Source organism: Hymenobacter puniceus, from assembly GCF_014333525.1.
Lineage (GTDB): Bacteria > Bacteroidota > Bacteroidia > Cytophagales > Hymenobacteraceae > Hymenobacter.
This window is the reverse complement of sequence record NZ_JACSCX010000005.1, coordinates 105,438-123,983: the sequence shown is the minus strand read 5'-3', so window position 1 is coordinate 123,983 and position 18,546 is coordinate 105,438. Positions and strand designations below refer to the sequence as shown.

Annotated in this window: 19 protein-coding genes; 5 read left to right on the top strand and 14 right to left on the bottom strand. The window is 60.0% G+C overall.

Translation table 11 applies throughout. From position 1 onward, the window contains the following. Positions 1-143 precede the first annotated feature (143 nt). The 5 genes from H8B14_RS14850 to H8B14_RS14830 all read right to left on the bottom strand — a co-directional run bounded on the left by H8B14_RS14850 (position 144) and on the right by H8B14_RS14830 (position 4,807). Complete coding sequence (locus tag H8B14_RS14850) at positions 144-821, bottom strand: response regulator (protein ID WP_187316440.1); 678 nt, start codon at positions 819-821, stop codon at positions 144-146. Between the two features lie 121 nt (positions 822-942). Beyond that, on the bottom strand, positions 943-1,302 hold the full coding sequence (locus H8B14_RS14845; protein ID WP_187316439.1) for an Imm51 family immunity protein: 360 nt from the start codon (positions 1,300-1,302) through the stop codon (positions 943-945). Between the two features lie 26 nt (positions 1,303-1,328). Next, positions 1,329-1,679 carry a hypothetical protein gene (locus H8B14_RS14840; protein WP_187316438.1) on the bottom strand — a complete coding sequence of 117 codons (351 nt, stop codon included), beginning with the start codon at positions 1,677-1,679 and terminating at the stop codon, positions 1,329-1,331. 125 nt (positions 1,680-1,804) lie between these two features. Then, positions 1,805-2,389 (bottom strand): hypothetical protein, encoded by a 585-nt coding sequence (locus tag H8B14_RS14835; protein WP_187316437.1) that lies wholly within the window; start codon positions 2,387-2,389, stop codon positions 1,805-1,807. A gap of 117 nt (positions 2,390-2,506) precedes the next feature. Further along, the gene (locus H8B14_RS14830) at positions 2,507-4,807 is read right to left on the bottom strand and encodes an efflux RND transporter permease subunit (RefSeq protein WP_187316436.1); all 2,301 of its coding nucleotides are present in this window, start codon (positions 4,805-4,807) and stop codon (positions 2,507-2,509) included. A 182-nt stretch (positions 4,808-4,989) separates the two neighbouring features. Here H8B14_RS14830 and H8B14_RS14825 point away from each other — a divergent pair, with 182 nt between their 5' ends. The 4 genes from H8B14_RS14825 (at position 4,990) to H8B14_RS14810 (ending at position 7,574) form a co-directional block, all read left to right on the top strand. After that, a complete protein-coding gene (locus H8B14_RS14825) occupies positions 4,990-5,214 on the top strand; it encodes a hypothetical protein (RefSeq protein ID WP_187316435.1) in 225 nt (74 codons plus the stop codon). A 594-nt stretch (positions 5,215-5,808) separates the two neighbouring features. After that, complete coding sequence (locus H8B14_RS14820; RefSeq protein ID WP_187316434.1) at positions 5,809-6,288, top strand: SRPBCC family protein; 480 nt, start codon at positions 5,809-5,811, stop codon at positions 6,286-6,288. 85 nt (positions 6,289-6,373) lie between these two features. Continuing rightward, on the top strand, positions 6,374-6,664 hold the full coding sequence (locus H8B14_RS14815) for a TIGR03643 family protein (RefSeq protein WP_187316433.1): 291 nt from the start codon (positions 6,374-6,376) through the stop codon (positions 6,662-6,664). Between the two features lie 115 nt (positions 6,665-6,779). Beyond that, a complete protein-coding gene (locus H8B14_RS14810) occupies positions 6,780-7,574 on the top strand; it encodes a thymidylate synthase (protein WP_187316432.1) in 795 nt (264 codons plus the stop codon). A gap of 717 nt (positions 7,575-8,291) precedes the next feature. Here H8B14_RS14810 and H8B14_RS14805 read toward each other — a convergent pair. The 4 genes from H8B14_RS14805 to H8B14_RS14790 form a co-directional block, all read right to left on the bottom strand. Continuing rightward, positions 8,292-9,128: an aminotransferase class IV gene (locus H8B14_RS14805; RefSeq protein ID WP_187316431.1), complete on the bottom strand. Its 837-nt coding sequence runs from the start codon at positions 9,126-9,128 to the stop codon at positions 8,292-8,294. 219 nt (positions 9,129-9,347) lie between these two features. Then, entirely contained in the window at positions 9,348-10,475 is a 1,128-nt protein-coding gene (dprA, locus tag H8B14_RS14800; RefSeq protein ID WP_187316430.1) for a DNA-processing protein DprA, read from the bottom strand. 30 nt (positions 10,476-10,505) lie between these two features. After that, complete coding sequence (locus H8B14_RS14795) at positions 10,506-10,841, bottom strand: hypothetical protein (RefSeq protein ID WP_187316429.1); 336 nt, start codon at positions 10,839-10,841, stop codon at positions 10,506-10,508. Further along, complete coding sequence (locus H8B14_RS14790) at positions 10,834-11,199, bottom strand: MerR family transcriptional regulator (RefSeq protein WP_187316428.1); 366 nt, start codon at positions 11,197-11,199, stop codon at positions 10,834-10,836. Before H8B14_RS14790 ends, H8B14_RS14795 begins: the two co-directional genes overlap by 8 nt. 265 nt (positions 11,200-11,464) lie before the next feature. Here H8B14_RS14790 and alaS point away from each other — a divergent pair, with 265 nt between their 5' ends. Then, positions 11,465-14,149, top strand: coding sequence for an alanine--tRNA ligase (gene alaS / locus H8B14_RS14785; RefSeq protein ID WP_187316427.1), 2,685 nt, complete (start codon positions 11,465-11,467; stop codon positions 14,147-14,149). A gap of 99 nt (positions 14,150-14,248) precedes the next feature. On the opposite strand, the gene H8B14_RS14780 is transcribed toward alaS, so the two are convergent. The 5 genes from H8B14_RS14780 to H8B14_RS14760 form a co-directional block, all read right to left on the bottom strand. Next, positions 14,249-14,740 carry a GNAT family N-acetyltransferase gene (locus H8B14_RS14780; protein ID WP_187316426.1) on the bottom strand — a complete coding sequence of 164 codons (492 nt, stop codon included), beginning with the start codon at positions 14,738-14,740 and terminating at the stop codon, positions 14,249-14,251. Positions 14,741-14,959: 219 nt separating this feature from the next. After that, complete coding sequence (locus tag H8B14_RS14775) at positions 14,960-15,301, bottom strand: rhodanese-like domain-containing protein (protein ID WP_187316425.1); 342 nt, start codon at positions 15,299-15,301, stop codon at positions 14,960-14,962. A 518-nt stretch (positions 15,302-15,819) separates the two neighbouring features. After that, entirely contained in the window at positions 15,820-17,094 is a 1,275-nt protein-coding gene (locus H8B14_RS14770) for a DUF3570 domain-containing protein (RefSeq protein WP_187316424.1), read from the bottom strand. Between the two features lie 96 nt (positions 17,095-17,190). After that, complete coding sequence (locus H8B14_RS14765; RefSeq protein WP_315984843.1) at positions 17,191-17,397, bottom strand: DUF4266 domain-containing protein; 207 nt, start codon at positions 17,395-17,397, stop codon at positions 17,191-17,193. A gap of 35 nt (positions 17,398-17,432) precedes the next feature. Next, positions 17,433-18,545: an FAD:protein FMN transferase gene (locus H8B14_RS14760; RefSeq protein WP_187316422.1), complete on the bottom strand. Its 1,113-nt coding sequence runs from the start codon at positions 18,543-18,545 to the stop codon at positions 17,433-17,435. Position 18,546: the final 1 nt, after the last annotated feature.

Sequence of the window (18,546 nt, the reverse complement as noted above, 5' to 3'; positions counted from 1 at the left end):
AAAAAGAAAAAGAACGTCATGCTGAGCTTGCCGAAGCATCTCTACCGCTTCGTTGCAGAAGCATTGATTAGCCAGCGGTAGAGATGCTTCGGCAAGCTCAGCATGACACCTGTCTACGCTACTACGCACAACTTCACCTTTGCTTAGCCTTCCCGCAGCACGTAGCCCATGCCCACTACGGTATGAATCAGCTTTACGGGGTAGCCTTTGTCGAGCTTCTTGCGCAGGTAGCTCACGTACACGTCGATGACGTTGGTGTTAGTATCGAAATTCAGCTCCCAGACCTTTTCGGCAATATCCACGCGGGAAATGATTTTGCCCCGATTCAGCAGCAGATACTCCAGTAGGGAGTACTCTTTGGTGGTCAGGTCGATGCGCTGGCCGGCGCGGCTGACGGTTTTGGCGTCGAGGTTTAGTTCCAGATCAGCAATGCGCAGGGTGGGCTGCACGGTGGCGGCCTCGGTGTGGCGGCGCATGAGCACCCGGGCCCGCAGCAGCAACTCCTTAAATTCGAAGGGCTTCACCAGGTAATCGTCGGTGCCGGCCTCAAAGCCCGTGACTTTATCATCGAGGCTGTCGAGGGCAGTGAGCAGCAGCACGGGCACATGAGCATCCTGGCGGCGCACCAGCCGGCACAGCTCAAAGCCATTCACATAAGGCAGGTTCACATCCAGAATCACCAGATCATAGCGGTTCTGCTGAATCAAAGACTGGCCCATGCGGCCGTCGTAAGCCACTTCAATCTCGTAGCCTTCGTTGTTAAAGCCTTTTTTCACGAAAGACGCCAGCTTGGGCTCGTCTTCCACCAGAAGTATTTTCATACAAGAAAAAATGCGAAGCGCTGCCCTAAAAGACGGCCCTGACACCTACGCAAAAGATGAACAGCGGGCGAAGAAAGTAGCCGGAAGCCAGCACCTGCTCCGGCGCAAGCAGCTGCCCGCGCTACTCAAAAAAGTCGTCGGGGTCGGCTTGGCTGAGGTACTTGTTGAGGCTGCCCAGGTCGCCGAAAATGGGCTGAATCAGGGCCAGAAACTGCTCGGTGGCCCCGGGGCCGTCGGTATACACCCCGAAAATTTCGCCCTGCCCCAGTAGTTCCACGTGGTCGAGCAGGGCGGGGGCGTGCTCTTCCAGAATGGTTTCGATGTGCTCGGCCCAGCTGGCCCCGCTGCCGCTGAAACCGTACTTCTCGAACACGTTGTAATAGTCGTCCATGTTCGAAAGGTTCACCAGCAGGCGCTGCTGGCGGCCGGGCGTGGCTTGGTCTTCGAGGTCGGCAACTAGGAACGGATAGGTGGTAGACATGGGCAGCAAGGTACGATATCGGGGGCTCAGACCGGGAACGTGGCGCGGCACTGCGGGCACTGGTGCAGCACGGTGCCCGCGTAGTAGAGCCGCTGCCACCACGCCGTCCGCGCCAGCGGCGCGGCCCCCTCGGCCCGGCAGCGCGGGCAGCGTAGGACTTTCGGCGCGGCGCGCTGCAACTCAAAGGCTGCCACTGTTTCCTGGGCGTGCGGCACGTCGGCTTCCTCAATCAGCAGCTGGTAAAACAGCCCGTCGCCAAACGGGAAGGAGGGCGGCCCGCAGGTTTTCACCAGTGCATCTACTTCGGCTTCCTTAAGCTGATTGTACAGCGCCACCGCCTCGGCGTAGGTCAGGAACTGGGCGGCGGGGAGGAGCATGGGGGAGAAGTGGAGGAAAATACCCTGTCATCCTGAGCGGAGCGAAGGACCTTACCACGTCAGTGCAATTCGTTCTGACGTGGTAAGGTCCTTCGCTCCGCTCAGGATGACAGCTGGTTAGTGTATTACTTCCGGCGCTTTACCGTTCCGCCACGTTGCCCGCGCAGCTTGAGCACGTAGAACAGCAGGCCGGCCGACAGTACGGCCAGGGCGGCGGCCAGCAGCTCACGGGAGGAGCGGGCGGCGGTGGCTTCATCGGCAGTGGCTTGCAGGTCCTGCAGCTTTTTGTTGCGCTGCCGGTCGCGCTCCTGCAAGTTGGCAATCTGGCTTTCCAGGTCGTGGAACCGCTCCCGGGTGCTGCTTTGGTCGGTCTGGGCCACGGTAGCCAACTGCTTTACCTGCTGGTTTTCGGCCACCACTGCGGCAGTTTTGCGCAGGGTGCCGGCCTGCACGGCGCGCACAATCTCGGTGTCTTTGCGAATGATGCCCTTCAAGGCATCCACTACTTCCTGCAGGTCTTTTTTGCTGGGCTTATTGGCCAGGAAAGCGTTGCGCTGGGCGGCAGCATCTTCGTACTGCTGCACCATCTGCTGGCGCTCCTGAATCAGGCGGGGTAGCGGGTCGTCAGGCGCGGTAGTGGCCGGGGCAGTTTGGGCGAGGGCAGTTCCGCAGGAAAAGGCGAGCAGGAAGGGCAGAAGGCGGTTCGTCATAGAGGCAGCAAAGATGGGGCATTCGTAGATTTCTCGCAGAGGTCCGCAGAGGGATGCGCAGAGGTTGGCAGAGAAACGACCTTTCTTTACCTCTGCGGACCTCTGCGAGAAAATCCGTTACCCACCCAACGCCGGCACCGGCTCCCGGATTTCCCTGGGCTTATGCCGGTAGAAGGCCAGAATCAGAATCGGCAGCAACGTCAGCTCGGCTACCACCCCAAACAGCAGCGTGAGGCCGATGAGCAAACCCACGTAAAAAGTCCCATCAAACGAAGAAAATATCAAGGTCGAAAACCCGCCCACCAGAATCAGGGAGGTGACAATAACGGCTTTTCCGGCCATCAGGTAGGTTTTGCGCACGGCTTTAAACAAACTAGGCTCTTGCAGCAGCACCAGCTTCAGCTTCGAGATGAAGTGAATGGTGTCGTCGACGGCAATGCCGAAAGCAATGGTGAAGATGATACTGGTGCTCACCTTCATGCTCACGCCGGCCGCGCCCATCACGCCGGCCACGATGAGGATGGGCACCAGGTTCGGGATAAGCACCACCACCGTCATGCGCACCGAGCGGAACAGCGCCAGCACAATGAGCGTGACCATCAGAATGTCGATGCTCATGCCCGTAATCATGTTGCGGGTGAGGGTTTCGTTGTTTTTGTCGATGAGGTTGGCCGAGCCGGTGAGGCGGGTTTGCAGCACGGCAGGGTCCACGGACGTGCGCAGAAACTGCCGCAGTCCGGCGTTCAGCTGCCCGGCCCTCACGCTGCCCACGTCGGGCATACGGCCGGTGAGGCGGCCCTCGGAGCCGTCGGGCAGGGCCAGCGCCCGAAACTCCGGCTTCTTCCGGAATAGCTTCACCTTGCGCATCAGCCGTTGCAGCTCGGCCTCGGAGTCGGGCAGGCGGTACTCGGTCAGCAGGCCGCCATTGAGGGCCTTGCGCACCGATTTGATGATGGTAACCGGCGAGGCCACGAAGTTCAGGCCGTAGTCCTTTTGCAGATAGTTCTCAATCTGCTCGGTCTGTCGCAGCACGTTCAGGTCGTAAATCGAGCGACCAGGAGCCGGCTTCAAGTCCAGCTCGAAGGGCCGCACACCGGCAAACTGCCGCTCGAAAAACTGGAAATCTAGCTTCACCGGGTCGTTTTGCGACAGGTCGTCGAGCAGGGCTGAGTTGATGCGGATACGTGAGGCTGACGCCACCGACAGCACCAGCACCACGGCGCTGATGGCCACCACCCAGTGCCGCCGCGCCAGCACCGTCCGGAACATCCGGCCCAGCACGCCGTCCCAGCTGTGGCCAGTTTCGCGCGGAATCCGCAGCTGCGGCTTGCGCAACAGCACCAGCATGGCCGGCAGCAGCGTGAAGCTGAGGGCAAACGTGAGCAGCACGGCAATGCCCGTAAACAGCCCGAAGTTATAAATCGGCCGGATGGTGCTGGTCATCAGGGTGAAAAACCCGATGCTGGTCGTCAGCGCCGACAGCCCCGAGCCGAAGCCCGATTCCTTGAGGGCAATCAGCAGCGAATCCCGCTTGCTGGCCCCGTAGCCCAGCTCCGTGACGTAGCGCGTGATGATGTGGATGGTATCGGACATGCCCACCACGAACAACATCACCGGCAGCAGCGCCGTCATCAAATCAATGCTCACCCCGAAGGCCGACATCACGCCCAGCCCCCACAGAATGGAGCCCAACACCACCACCAGCGGCAGCACCACGCCCCACCAGGTCCGGAACGTAAGCCACAGCAGCCCCGTCACGAGCACCACCGATAGGCTCATGAATACCATCAGCTCCATCTGCAACCGGTCCACGAACACCGACTGAGCCACCATCTTGCCGGCCATGTGGTACTCGTTTTCGGGGATGCCCTGGCGCTGTAGCTCCGTGCGCACTGCCGCCAGCAGCGAGTCGCCGGGCGGTTTGCTCAGGTTGGGTGAGGTCTGGAACAGCACCGTCACGGCCCGCGCATCCCTGGAAATTAGGTTGCCCACGAGCCCCGGCGTGTGGTACACCAGCGCCGAGTCCTGGGCGCGGCGGGCGGGCTCCTGCGGGTGCAGGTAGGGCACGTTGAACACGCCCAGCCCTTCCACCACCGGGTTGCTGGCCGTCGTCGGCGACGATACCTGCGTGACGTGACGCCGCGCCCGGATAAAGCGCGTCAGCGAATCCACCTTGGTTAGAAACCGGGGCTCGAACACGGTCTGGCCGGCCGGGGCTTCCACACCCAGCAGCACGTAGTCGTTGTCGTTGCCGAAGCGGCTGGCGTACTGCTCGTAGTAGTCCAGGTCCGGGTCGCCGGCGGGGTAGAAGTCGTTGAAATTGTAGTTGAACCGCAGCTGGGCCACGGAAAAAACAGCTAGGGCCGTGAGTAGCCCAAGGGCCAGCAGGGTAAGGTGCGCGAGTTTGCGAAGGGGCATAAGCAAGGCCACGAAGCCAGGGCTTCGGGCATCAGGAAACGAGTGCGGCAGCTGGAAACCGGCCACCGCAAAGCTACAGCAGGTGGGGTTCGGTTTTCTGCCGAAACGGAGCTACTTTAGGACAACCGAAAGCCAACCCCGGATTTCGGACATTTGTTTCTCCTTCTCACTTCTTCGCTGCCATGAAAAACGCCCTGCTCGCCCTTGCCCTGTTTGCCTTCGCCGGTTCCGCCGTTGCCCATGAGGGCGACAAAACCGACAAGAAAGGCAAGAAATCCGCCGCCAAAATGGAGTGCTCTGAGGCGCAGAAGACCGCCATGGGCAGCTCCTGCTGCATGAAGAAAGGCGCCAAAACCGCTGCCGTAACGCCTGCTCCAGCTGCCGCCCCGGCCGTGAAGTCGCTGTAATCATAGTCAATTACGAAGATCAAGCAGAACACCTCACGCAGCTTGTTTGCGTGAGGTGTTCTGCTTGAATAAAGACTCGGTATGGGCTCTACAAAGATGGTTGTAGGTGGATTGTTGTTACTGCTTACTGCTGGTGTGAGTCGGGTTAAGGCACAGACTACCTACAACCGCTGGGATGCGCGTCCAGTAGCTACACCCCAAACAACTCAGACAAAAGCCCAGCAGGATTCTGTACGTAGAGTAGCCTATTGGGACAAAGTGCCACCTCTCAAGCGCGGAATTGGTCAACGAATAAGTGCCCAGCAGTTGCAGCCCGAAGATCAGCCGTACTTCGATTTCGTAGGACGCTCCGTTCGGTACCCGGCCGCAGCGCTGCGGGCTCAGACGGAAGGGGAGGTTTGGATGCGACTATCAGTGGATGTAACTGGTCGGGTAGTCAAGGTAATGTTACTTGAAACGACCATTCCTCCGGGAGTTGGCGGCGAGGCTGAAATAGTACAGCAGACGCGCGAGATACTGCAGTGCCTGCGTTTTGAACCCGCCGCATCAGCTACGGAGGAGGAAGCAAAAATTTCATTCCGAATCTTGTAGCAGATGCCCACTATTGAAGTGCTGACATTCATTAACGCCCAGCAGGCCCGCTGTTTTCAGCTGGCGTTGAGCATGGATCTGCACACCATTTCGGCCATCCAAACCCAGGAGAAAATTGTCGGTGGCGTCCGCAGCAGCGTGCTGCAGCTTGGCGACTCCGTCACGTTTCGGGCGCGGCATTTTGGTGTGTGGCAGACGCTGACGAGCAAAGTGACGGAGTATGAGGACCCGGTGTATTTCTGCGACGAAATGCAGCGGGGCGCTTTTAAACGTATGCGCCATGAGCACTATTTCGAATCACACGGTTCCGGCACCCTGATGCGGGACGTATTCGAATTTGTTTCGCCGCTGGTCTGGTTGGGAAGTATCGTGGACGCGTTAGTGCTAAAATGGTATCTGCGGCGCTTTCTGGTAGAGTGGGGCCGTGAGGTGAAACACTACGCCGAAAGCGGCCAGTGGCGTGCGGTGCTACCCACGCAGTAATGGCCGCCAGCTACCCGAAACATCCCCCGAAGCCCAACGGTTGCAGAAGCGCCGGGCACGACAGCCCCGCACAACCAGCTACCTGATGCCCGAGAATCCCGCCCCCGCCTTATCCCCCCAAGACATTGACCGCATCATCGAAATGGGGTGGGAGGACCGCACGCCTTTCGAGGCCATTGAAACCCAGTTTGGCCTGGCTGAAAAGGACGTCATTGCCCTAATGCGGCGCGAAATGAAGGGGTCCTCGTTTCGGATGTGGCGGGCACGCATGAGTGGGCGCGCCACCAAGCACCGCGCCCTCCGCCCCAATGACGTGGACGGCTTCAAGAGCAACCAGCAGCGCAGTATCTCCCACAACAAAATCAGCAAGCGGTAGGCGCGTGGCGCTGGCCAGCTAACCAGTATTTCATGAGGAAAGCAGCCTGAACTGGGCGGCTTTTTCTATTTTTGGCGGCTTGCCCTGCTCCGGCTCAAGCTAAAGCGCACGTTACATGCACCAGTACCACACCCTGCTCCAGCACATCCTCGACCATGGCACCCGCAAAACCGACCGCACCGGCACCGGCACGCTCTCGGTGTTCGGCTACCAGATGCGGTTTGATTTGCAGCAGGGTTTCCCGCTGGTGACCACCAAGAAAGTCCACCTGAAAAGCATCATCCACGAGCTGCTGTGGTTTCTGCGCGGCGACACCAGCAACCAGTCGCTGGAAGACGTGGGCGTGAGCATCTGGCGGGAATGGGCCGACGAGCACGGCCAGCTCGGCCCCATATACGGCAAGCAGTGGCGCAGCTGGGCCGCCCCCGACGGCCAGAGCATCGACCAGATTGCGCAGATGGTGCACCTGCTGCGCACCCAGCCCGATTCGCGCCGCATGGTGGTGAGTGCCTGGAACGTGGCCGAGTTGCCGCTAATGCGCCTCACGCCCTGCCACGCCCTGTTCCAGTTTTACGTGGCCGATGGCCGCCTCAGCTGCCAACTCTACCAGCGCTCCGCCGATGTGTTCCTGGGCGTGCCCTTCAACATTGCCAGCTACGCCCTGCTCACGCTGATGATGGCGCAGGTAACTGGCCTGGAGCCCGGCGAGTTCATCTGGACCGGCGGCGACACCCACCTCTACAGCAACCACTTGGAGCAGGCCCGCCTGCAGCTTACCCGGGAGCCCCGCTCGCTGCCCACCATGCGCCTGAACACGGCCGTGCAGGATATTTTCAGCTTCCGGTACGAAGATTTTACGCTGGAAAATTACGACCCCTGGCCCGCCATCAAGGCCCCGGTGGCCGTGTAAGCAGCACGGCTATTTTGCTGCTAGCTTAAATCTGGTGATTGTGTGACTTTGTATTTATCTGATTAATAGTAGGATACTGCAATTCTGATTTGGAGCCGTAATTTATATAAGCCAAATGGGAACTAAAAAGATCCATTTGCATATCGGGATACGTAGATTCTGGCATGCTCCTACCTGCTACGCAAGATTCCACAATCGCCTCTACTTTGCTTACCAGCCAACAGCGAGCGTGGGTGGCCCTATATACACTACAAGCTGGTCTTGGTACCAGAGCAGAGGTATTGCGTCAAAATGCCATTACGGAAGCCGACCTGGCAGATTCTGTTACTAGCTGGATGCAACTGCAGACCCGTGCACGTATGCGTGTCCTATAGGGAATTAAAGGAAATGCTGCCCACAGGTATAAAAAATTATATAGGTACGATAAAATCCAATATCTTAAAATTGTCGTACTTGCCGGCATGACCGTGACCATGCCTGACAATTGCACTGATTCATCAAGCCATAACTCAGTTCTGAGCCGTCGGCAACGAGTATGGATTGCCCTGTATTCGTTGGATGGCAGCCACCGCAACCGAGCCGAGATATTGCGCGAAAACAGTATTTCCGAAGCCGACATGCTGGAATTCGAGGAAAGCTGGCTGCAGATGCGGTGTCGGGCCTCTGGTAATCGTTCCTGATTTTCAGGCAATGGCTATTTTCAGGCAATAGCTTAAATCATGCGGATATCTGCTCGGCAGCCAGCAACTGCATAAATACTGGGTGTTTCTCAGTGTCAAACGGTACTCTCTGCACTTGCTGCACCGCCCGAATACCCGCTACGTTCGCCGTAAATATAGCCTCGGCTTCCAGCAGATCATTCGGAAAGAATTTTCCCTCCCGCCACTCGATGCCTTGCTTCATGGCCACTGTCTGTAGGTGCGCCAACCTGGTCCCAGTCACACAGCCTACTGCTTCAGATGGCGTGTAAATAGTGTTATTCCTGATCCAGGCTACGGCGGCTGCTACCGTTTCAGCTATATAGCCGGCCTCCGACAGCAAAATCACTTCATCGAGGCCCCGCTGCTGCCGCTCCTGTGCGGCCAGCACATAGGTTAAGGTATTGGGCCCTTTACAGAAAGAGAAGGATGCCGCGTGCGTCCGGATGGTTTCAGCAAATTCGCAGGTGGTAATGGGCGCTGCGTGTGGCTGAAAGAGCTGGCTGGTAGCCAGCCATTCCACCGCTCCGGTTTCCGGAGTATACAAGCCGCCACCGCTTCGCCAGAGCTGCAAACGGATGCGTATCTCAGAGTGCATGTTGTGGTTATCGGCTAGTTGGCGTAGCGTGTCCTTCAGATTTTCGGTAGTTGACAGCTCTTGGGGTAGTACCAGGCCCAGCACGTTTGCCGCTCGTTGCATGCGTGACATATGATAAGGCAGGTAGCGTATGCCACCCGCGCTCCAGATCATGGTTTCAAAGAAACCATCATTGAAGTAGAGCCCTCTGTTGGGCAGCGGCAACCTTACGGCATTAGCGGGCATTAGGTGCCCATTCAACAGGACGGGTGTGTTCATAATCGGTAGGGCAGGAGTACCGCCATGTTGCTGGACTGCGGGGCACCGTATAGGGCTGTTGGCTTTACTCTCTTGAAAATAAAGTGCACCTTTTCAATCAATTGAACACCAGCGCAGGACCCGTTTTTAGGCGATTAACTTATGTGAGGTTCCCCGTGGAACATTATTGTGTTCCACGGATTTTTGCTTACCACAGCCAGAGTATCTGGCGCACGCCATTTACAGCAAGCCGAAGCGCTTGCCCGGCAGCGCCTTCAGGATGCTTCTGAACTCCAGCCCCAGCAGGAGGGAAGCTACCTGGTGCACCGGCTGCTGTGCTTTCCATGCTAGCGTGTCTAGGTGCTCCTCGCGGCTGGGGGCGGCTTGTAATACTAGCAGCAGTTGTAGTTCTTCTGGCGTAAAATCCATGGGGTCGTAGGCGGTGGGGCTGTGGGGCTTGCCGGTCAGGTGCAGGGCCAGGTCCCAGTTGAGTAGCTGCTCAATATCCGAAGGCTCAGAGTAGAGCGCGGCTTTGTGGGCCTTGATGAGTTCATGGCAGCCCTCAGAGGCAGTAGAGCCCAGCGGACCGGGTATGGCCAGCACATCCCGGTCGTAGCCCAAAGCCAGATCTGCCGTGATAAGGGCGCCTCCTTTTCGGGTTGCTTCCACTACCACGGTACCATCGGAAAGGCCGGCAATGATGCGGTTTCGGCTGGGGAAATTGTACTTGTCGGGCTGGGTGCCAAAAGGAAATTCGGTGAGCAGCCCGCCCTGCGTGAGCATCTTTTCGGCAGTTTTGCGGTGTACGGCCGGATACAGTACGTCCAGGCCAGTAGCCATGACGCCTACGGTTTCCAGCCCTTCCTGCAGCGCGGCGCGGTGGGCGGCAATATCAATGCCGTAGGCCAGGCCGCTGACGATGAGTGGCCTGTGCGGCGCCACACCGTTGATGAGCCGCTCGGTTTGCTCGCGGCCGTAGTCGGTGGCCTGGCGGGTACCCACGATGGCCAGGGTTTTGGGCTGGTTGAGGTCGGCGGTGCCCTGGTAATAGAGCAGGGCAGGAGCATCGGGAATCAGCTTGAGGCGGGCCGGGAATTGCTTGCTGGTGTAGAACAGCAGCTGCACGCCGTCCTTCTCCGCCCGGCGCAGACTGGCCTCGGCCTGCCGCAACGCGTTGCCGCGCTCCGCCCCGGTCAGAATAGCCGCCGTAGCCGGCCCCACGCCCGGAATCTTCAGCAACTTGCCCGGCGGCAGGTGCAGCACGTTCCGCGCCGAGCCCCCGTAGCTCATCAGCTGCCGCGTCAGCTGCGGCCCGATGTTAGGGAAAAGTGTGAGGGCGACTTCGTGAAGGAGGGTATCGTTATCCAAGATAGTAAAACGTAATAGGATATAAGGTAATTATGGGGTCAATGCCAAGGCAAACCAAAGCAGAGCTGCCGGCAAAACTAAGCCCACCATCATGCCGATGAGCCGCATCGGGTTTTGGCGGCGGTACCACCAGAAACAACCTAGACCCATCACCGACATTGCATAACACAATAGCAGCAGAAAGAACAGGTCATCGGCGCTATTAACCAGGCGGTTTTTATAGCATAAGTAGGCGCCTACATACAGGACGAAGACGTCAGCCAGCAGTATCATACCCAAAGCTAAAAGGGCAGTGCGCCATTCATCAGGCCCCTGATTGACAAGCCGAGTAACGTTGTGGTGGACCATCTGCTTTGTTTTATCCATTCTGCTGCGCCTTGCCAATAGCGTCCAGCTCCTTCTTCATCGTCACCATGAACTTGCGGACTTTCTCCAGGCTCTGAATTACATCGATTTTCTCTTTGAGCTGCGGCCCTTTCTGCTTGAGCATGTCGCGGGCGCCGGGGATGGTGTAGCCGCGCTCCTTCACCAGATGGTAGATCGTGCGGAAAATGTCCACGTCCTGGGGTGTGTAGAGGCGGTTGCCCTTCTTGCTTTTGCGCGGCCGCAGTTCCTCAAACTCCGTCTCCCAGAACCGGATCAGCGACGGGGCCACGTTGAACTGGGCCGCCACTTCGCCGATGGTGAAGTATTGCTTCTCGATTTCGCGGTCTTTGTAGGGCATGGGTGGGGCAGGAGAAGTGAAATCGTTTTCATGCTGAGCTTGCCGAAGCATCTCTACCGCTGGCCAACCAGTGCTACAGCAAGGAAGCGGCAGAAATGCTTCGGCAAGCTCAGCATGACGGCACAAAATGCAATGGACGGCGGTAGTTTCGCTTTCCGGCACAGTCGGCTACCTTTGCCGGCAGCGCCATTCCGTCGGAAAGGCGAAAAGTAGCCAAAATCCAGGCCGCCGCCAATTCTTGGCGCCCGCCGCCATTCATACTGCCATGTCACTCCCCACTGCCTCCCACGTTCGCCAGCAGTTCCTGGACTTCTTTGCCTCTAAAGGCCACCACATCGTGCCCTCGGCCCCTATTGTGGTGAAAGACGACCCCACGCTGCTGTTTATCAACTCGGGCATGGCCCCGTTCAAGGACTATTTCCTGGGCAACAAGCCCGCGCCCTTCAAGCGCATTGCTGATACCCAGAAGTGCCTGCGCGTATCGGGCAAGCACAACGACCTGGAAGAGGTAGGCTACGACACCTACCACCACACCATGTTCGAGATGCTCGGCAACTGGTCGTTTGGGGATTATTTCAAGAAGGACGCCATTGCCTGGGCCTGGGAGTTGCTCACCGACGTGTACAAGCTGGAAAAGGACCGCCTCTACGTCACCTATTTCGAGGGCGACCAGGCCGATGGTACCGCCGCCGACACCGAAACCCAGGACCTCTGGCGCCAATACACCACCGACGACCGGATTCTGCCCGGCAACAAGAAGGACAACTTCTGGGAGATGGGCGACACCGGCCCCTGCGGCCCCTGCACCGAAATCCACATCGACCTACGCTCCGAGGAGGAGCGGGCCGCCAAGCCCGGCCGCGAGCTAGTGAATGCCGACCATCCGCAGGTGGTAGAAATCTGGAACAACGTGTTCATGGAATTCCAGCGCCTGGCCGATAAGAGCCTGATCAAGCTGCCCGAGCAGAGCGTGGACACCGGCATGGGCTTCGAGCGCCTGATGATGGCCGTGTCGGGCGTGAAGTCGAACTACGATACCGACGTATTTCAGCCGCTTATCAAGTTCATTGCCGGCGAGGTAGGGCTGGAGTACCACGGCACCGCCCCGGCCACCGTGAACGACCAGCCGGCCACCGAAAACGAGAAAACGGACATTGCCATTCGCGTCATTGCCGACCACATCCGCACCATTAGCTTCGCCATTGCCGATGGGCAGTTGCCGAGCAACGTGAAGGCCGGCTACGTGATTCGGCGGATTCTGCGCCGGGCCGTGCGCTACGCATTTTCGTCGCTGGGCCAGAAGCAGCCCTTCCTGTATAAGATTGTGCCCGTGCTGGCCGACCAGATGGCTGGCATCTTCCCCGAGCTCAAGCAGCAGCAGCAGTTTGTGCAGCGCGTGGTGGAGGAAGAAGAAATTGCCTTCCTCAAAACCCTCGAAAACGGCCTGCGCCGCCTGGAAACCCTGGAAGAAGGGTTCCGCCAGAACGGCAGCCGCATCGACGGCAAAACAGCCTTCGAGCTGTCCGATACCTTCGGCTTTCCGCTCGACCTCACCGCCCTCATTGCCCGCGAAAAGGGTCTGAGCGTGGACGAGGAGGGCTTCAAGAAAGAGCTGGAGCAGCAGAAAAGCCGCAGCCGCAACGCCCAGGAAACCGAGCAGAGCGACTGGACCGTGGTGCGCGAATCCGAAGAGCAGCCCGCCTTTGTGGGCTACGACCAGGAGCAGGCCCCGGCCCGCATCCTGCGCTACCGCCGTACCGACCGCAAAGGCAAAACCGAGTACCAGGTGGTGCTAGACCAGACGCCGTTCTACGCCGAATCGGGCGGGCAGATTGGCGATACCGGCTACCTGGAGTCGCCGCTGAGCAAGGTGCGCGTGCTCGACACGAAAAAGGAAAACGACCTCATCGTGCACACCGTGCTGGAGCTGCCTCAGGACCTCGACGCCGAGTTCACGGCCCGCTACGACCACGCCCGCCGCGCCCAGATTCAGCGCAACCACACCGCCACCCACCTGCTGCAGGCTGCCTTACGTGAGGTGGTGGGCAGCCACGTGGCCCAGAAAGGCTCGCTCGTGAACGAGAAGCTGCTGCGCTTCGACTTCTCGCACTTCACCAAAGTCACCGACGACCAGCTGCGCCAGGTGGAAACGCTGGTTAACACCCGCATCCGCCAGCAGATTCCGCTGGATGAGCGCCGCAACGTGCCCATCCACGATGCCAAAGCCCTCGGAGCTACGGCCTTGTTCGGGGAGAAATACGGCGAGTTCGTGCGCGTCATCACCTTCGACCGGGACTTCTCGGTGGAGCTGTGCGGCGGCACCCACGTGCGCACCACCGGCGACATCGGCTTCTTCAAAATCACGAGTGAAAGCGCCGTGGGCGCGGGCGTGCGCCGCATCGAGGCCGTGACGGCCGAGGCCGCCGAAGCCTTCGTGAACCAGCAGCTGGATTTGCTGGCCCAGGTGCGCGAGGCCCTCGGCAACCCCCAGCACCTGATTCCCGGCATCGAGAAGCAGACTGAGGAAATTGCCATCCTCCGGAAGCAGATCGACAGCTTCGCCCAGCAGAGCATCAACCAGCAGAAAGACCAACTGGCTGGCCAGGTGAAGGCCCTGCACGGCGTGAACTTCCTGGCCGCCCAAGTGCAGGCTACCTCCGCCGACGGCCTCAAAACTCTGGCCTTCAACCTGCGCCAAACCGTGCCTAATCTCGTAGCCGTCCTCGGCGCCGAAATCGACGGCAAGCCCCAGCTGGCCGTGATGCTTGACGACGAGTTGGCCAAAGGCGGCAAGCTGAATGCCAGCACTATGGTGCGCGAGCTAGCCAAGGAAATCCAGGGCGGCGGCGGCGGACAGCCGTTCTTCGCCACAGCCGGCGGCAAAAACGTGGCCGGGCTGGGTGCAGCCATCAGCAAAGCCGAAGCTCTGGTAAGCGGGTTGCTGGCGTAAGTCAAGCAACGTTGCAGACGCAGAAAGGCCCCGCCAGTAATCTGGCGGGGCCTTTCTGCGTCCTGTCAAGTGGGTGTGGGCTCAATGCTTAGCAGCCTGCTATACGCCCACTTGGCTGCTGCGGCGCTCCAGCAGCAGCGTGTCGCGCCAGTGGCCGTGTAGCTGCCCGATTCGCTCGCGCCGGCCTACCACCCGGAACCCGGCCGCTTCGTGCAGGCGGACGCTGGCCGTATTTTCGGGGAAGATGCCGGCCTGCAGCGTCCACATGCCCTGAGCCTCCGACTCGGCTATCAGCGCGGCCAGCAACTGCCGGCCTACGCCCTGCCCGCGCGCTTCAGCGGCTACGTACACGCTCACTTCGCCCACGCCCCCATACACGCACCGACCCGATACCGGCGACAGCGCTGCCCAACCCATTACTTGTCCGGTTTTGCTAAGGGCAACTAAGCGGCTGTGGGGCTGATGGCTCTGGTCCCAGTCTTCCCAGCTAGGGGCAGTGGTGGTAAAGGTAGCCTGGCCGGTAGCAATACCAGCTTCGTAGATAGCCCGAGCCTCGGGCCAGTGGGCAGCAGTGAAGGGTTGGAGTAGCATGGCCTGAAAATACACATTTCAACGAGGACAAGCGGGTCTGTTGGGCTGGTGTGCCGGTGGCTACAGCCAGTCTGTGACACTGCAGGCTACTGGCCAGAGGAGGCTGCATGCCCATATAAAAAGCCCACGGGCGGCCAACAACTGGCCGCCCGTGGGCTTTTTGCAACTGCCAGCTCAAAAGCCGACTGCTACAATCAAAACAAGGCTCGAAAGCAGCGCTTAACGCACCAGCGGGCTGGCCCAATCGAGGATGCCGCCGGCCAGATTGTTTACCTGGCCGAAGCCGGCTGCGCTGAGCTGAGCGGCTGCCTTAGCCGAGCGGGCACCGCTACGGCAATACACATAGGTAGGGCGGTTTGGATTGAGGCTGGCTACGCGCCGGGCGAAATCAAGGCCGCTGGCATCGATGTTAAGCGCGCCGGGCAGGTGGCCGGCGCCAAACTCATCGGAGCGGCGTACGTCTACGAGTACAGTACCGGGCTGGCGCATGCCGGCCGCAAACTGGTCGGCGCTGAGGTCCCGGTAGGCAACAGTAGTGGTGGATTTCAGAATGTCGGACATAATAGCAGAAAAAGGGGTGAAGGAAAATGGCAGGAAAATCACCCGCTGCCGGCATCGTATGCTCACTCCGGCAAGCGGAATGAGGACACTAGCCGAAAAGTAAAGCAGGAAAGCAACTGGTGGAAAAAGCGGGCCGCCAACGTTGGGTGTTGGTTGCGAAAAGCAGCTTGCCAGTGGCAAAGAGCCAACGGAACCGGAGCAAAAGCAGATCCAGCAGCAGCGGAGAGCGCAAGGCAGCAGCTCGCTGACAACGGGCGGCGGCTACCTGCAAGGCAAATCCGGCGAGTGGCAGGCCGGGGTAGCGTGAAAGGAGACAACGTAAATATATGAACAAATTTTCATATATCTGTGCTGGCCCCGCTGCCAGTCATCAAGCGGGCTGCCACTCCTGCTTTCGGCCGGGGAAGGCCGGAGTGCTACCCGAGACAAAAATCAGCCTTACGCCGCCAAAGAAAACGCCCGACTCAGAGTTCCGGGCCGGGCGTTTTCAAATCGGTAAATGGGAGCACATGGGCCGGCTACGGCAGCGTAAACGACAGGTCGGCGCTGATGAGGCTGGCGGTCAGGCCGGTGCTTTGGCGGTAGTAGGCATAGCGCAGGTCGAGGGCCTTAAACTTGGCCACGCGGCCTCCAAAAGGCGTTTTGAAGCGGCTGATGCCGTACACCGGCGAGTACCGCAGACCCAGGCCCACTTTGTTGGCCGAGAAATCGGCTAGGTCGTAGTCGGAGGTGTAGTACTCGTCGGTGATGGAGTGGGCTAGGTAGGGCGCGAAGTAGTCGGCGGCCGTCTGGGTGTGGTAGCGGTAGAACGGGTAAAGCACGAAGAACGGCGTCACCTTCACTGGCGCTTCCAACTCAAACGTATGGGCCCGGATACCGAAGTTGTCGTTGTAGAAGCGGTAGTAGCCGCGCAGCTGCACCAGATCGGTGGCGTAGTAGTTCAGGCGCAAACCCACCGGATATTTCAGGCGCTGGCGGGGCAGCAGCTCGGTGCGGGCCGTGCCCAGCGCCCCACCGGTTTCGCGGAAGTACACCCGGTGAAACGGCGTGCTTAGCAGCCCGCGCTGGGCCACCAGCTCGGTGCTGACGGCCACCTGCAGCCGCTGGCTGATTACCTGCGAATACACGATATTGAGGTTGTAGCTCTGGCGCGTGGTGCCGCCAGCCATGTCCGGCGTGTTGCGCAGCTCCACGGGCCGAATAACCGTGACCTGATCAAAAAATGCCTGGCCCGCCACGCTCAGTTCCCGGTTGCCGTCGGCGGAGGCACGCGCCCAGGAGCCTGACACGTTAAAAGAAAGGTAGTCGTACTCGGCCGAAAAGCCGGCGCCCACGCCCACAATTGTGCGCTTATCGGCCAGCTGGCGCGCCAACCCCAAATCCAGGTGAATGCGGGTGTCGCTCGACGACGGCGACGAATTTACCTGGTCGATCCGGTCGGTGGAGGCGGAGGCGTAGTAGTCCATGCCCAGGTTGGCCGACAGCCGAGTAGCCGAGTCCAAGGGCACGTTCAGGATGATGGTGGGCGTGAGGTCGGTGAGCTGCTGCGTGCCGATGCCGCCTTCCACGGCCCCATTGTTGCCATCCTGCGAGTAGTAGCTGGTGAGGATGTTTACTTCGGTTTCGCCGTGGTTGCTGGGGTTGGGCGGGCTGGGCGCTGTGGTGTTGGGGGTGCCGTATCCGTCGATGCGGTTGGGCGTGGGTGTGGCCTGGGCCCAGGCCAGCGCGGGCAGCAATGCCAGTAGCACGGTGGCAGCGCCGCGAGGCCCCGAAAGAGGCAAAGTATGGAGCATTTAAGGTCAGTGAGCAATAATCAAGAAAGGAAAAGCCTTGGGGCCTGAGTGAGTGGAACGCGGCGGTTCAATGCCCGCGTCTACTTGCTCACCGGGCTAGTTGCAGCCGCAGCCGCCGCCCACTTTGCCGCCGTTGGCGCCGCCGGCTCCTTCGCGGTAGCTCTGGAAATTGGTTTCGTACACTTCGATGCGTTTGTTGCTCAGCTTCATGTCCTCGTCGTTGAGGTACACTTTCTGATAAGCGGCCACCGAAACGCAGCTGCTCAGGCTGCTGCCGCCGGCCAGCAGCAGGCCGCCCAGCATTAGCCGGGCGAGGGGAAGAAGATTCATGGCGTTGGTCATGGGGTTGGGGCCGCGATTTTGGCCGGCTGCGTGGAATAGTAATTGAGGGCCATGCCCTTGGAAGCCAGGGTGCGGCCGTCGTTGGTGATGAGGGTGCAGTCCACGCCTTTGAGCTTGTTGATGAACGCCAGGCCCGCTTCCGGCCCTTTCACGAACACCACTTCGTCGAGGCCGTCGGCCAGCTCTACATCGGGGCAGATAATGGTGACCGAGCGCAGGACAGTGGCCGGATAGCCGGTTTTGGGGTCGATGATGTGGCCATAGTACTGGCCTTTCACCGTGAAATACTGCTCGTAGTTGCCGGCCGTCACCACGGCCACGTCCGTCACCGTCAGCCACGACGATACCGACTGCGGGTAGGCCGGGTCGCCGATGGCAATGCGCCACAGCGAGCCGTCGGCCTGTCGGCCCCAGCACGATACGTCGCCGGAGCCGTTGATAAGGCCGCCCCGGATGCCCATCTGCCGCATCAGGGCCTGGGCGCGGCGCACCCCGTAGCCCTGCAGGATGCCGGCCAGGTTCAGGCGCATGCCCTTGTCCTTGAGCATCACCGAGTGCGTAATTGGGTCGAGCAGCACCTTGCGGTAGTCGATGCGGCGCACGGAGGCCTGCACGGTGGCGGGGTCGGGCAAAGCGGCGTGCTCCTGCTTGTCGAACTTATAGATCTTCTCGCCGCCGGCGAAGGTGATGTCAAACGCACCGTCGCTGAGGGTGGAGAGCCTGAGCGTGCGCTGAATCAAATCGTACACTTCCTGATCCACGACCACCGGCCGCAAGCCCGCCGCGCGGTTGATCTGGGTGATCTGCGAGGTGGAGTCCCAATAGGAACACAGCCGGTCGATGCGCTGTCCTTCCCGGATGCCGGCCCGCACCGCCCGCCACGCCAGCGAGTCGTCGTCGGAAACGGCCGTGAACGTGAAGTGCGAGCCCATCAGGTGGGCCGAGCGGGTGAAGCTGCGCGCCTTAGCCGGAGCGCCGGGGGCCGGCACCTTGCCCGCCACCGTCTGCGCGCCAGCCGAGTAGGCGCCGATTAGCAAGGTGCCAAGTAGCGCCAATACCGGCGCCTGCTGCCAGCAAAGGGTGCCGGACCACGGGGGGAGAGTGCGCACG

Coding starts and splice junctions, on each gene's coding strand:
- H8B14_RS14850 (WP_187316440.1), bottom strand. CDS start 821: ATGAAAATACTTCTGGTGGAAGACGAGCCCAAGCTGGCGTCTTTCGTG.
- H8B14_RS14845 (WP_187316439.1), bottom strand. CDS start 1,302: ATGTCTACCACCTATCCGTTCCTAGTTGCCGACCTCGAAGACCAAGCC.
- H8B14_RS14840 (WP_187316438.1), bottom strand. CDS start 1,679: ATGCTCCTCCCCGCCGCCCAGTTCCTGACCTACGCCGAGGCGGTGGCG.
- H8B14_RS14835 (WP_187316437.1), bottom strand. CDS start 2,389: ATGACGAACCGCCTTCTGCCCTTCCTGCTCGCCTTTTCCTGCGGAACT.
- H8B14_RS14830 (WP_187316436.1), bottom strand. CDS start 4,807: ATGCCCCTTCGCAAACTCGCGCACCTTACCCTGCTGGCCCTTGGGCTA.
- H8B14_RS14825 (WP_187316435.1), top strand. CDS start 4,990: ATGAAAAACGCCCTGCTCGCCCTTGCCCTGTTTGCCTTCGCCGGTTCC.
- H8B14_RS14820 (WP_187316434.1), top strand. CDS start 5,809: ATGCCCACTATTGAAGTGCTGACATTCATTAACGCCCAGCAGGCCCGC.
- H8B14_RS14815 (WP_187316433.1), top strand. CDS start 6,374: ATGCCCGAGAATCCCGCCCCCGCCTTATCCCCCCAAGACATTGACCGC.
- H8B14_RS14810 (WP_187316432.1), top strand. CDS start 6,780: ATGCACCAGTACCACACCCTGCTCCAGCACATCCTCGACCATGGCACC.
- H8B14_RS14805 (WP_187316431.1), bottom strand. CDS start 9,128: ATGAACACACCCGTCCTGTTGAATGGGCACCTAATGCCCGCTAATGCC.
- H8B14_RS14795 (WP_187316429.1), bottom strand. CDS start 10,841: ATGGATAAAACAAAGCAGATGGTCCACCACAACGTTACTCGGCTTGTC.
- H8B14_RS14790 (WP_187316428.1), bottom strand. CDS start 11,199: ATGCCCTACAAAGACCGCGAAATCGAGAAGCAATACTTCACCATCGGC.
- alaS (WP_187316427.1), top strand. CDS start 11,465: ATGTCACTCCCCACTGCCTCCCACGTTCGCCAGCAGTTCCTGGACTTC.
- H8B14_RS14780 (WP_187316426.1), bottom strand. CDS start 14,740: ATGCTACTCCAACCCTTCACTGCTGCCCACTGGCCCGAGGCTCGGGCT.
- H8B14_RS14775 (WP_187316425.1), bottom strand. CDS start 15,301: ATGTCCGACATTCTGAAATCCACCACTACTGTTGCCTACCGGGACCTC.
- H8B14_RS14770 (WP_187316424.1), bottom strand. CDS start 17,094: ATGCTCCATACTTTGCCTCTTTCGGGGCCTCGCGGCGCTGCCACCGTG.
- H8B14_RS14765 (WP_315984843.1), bottom strand. CDS start 17,397: ATGCTGGGCGGCCTGCTGCTGGCCGGCGGCAGCAGCCTGAGCAGCTGC.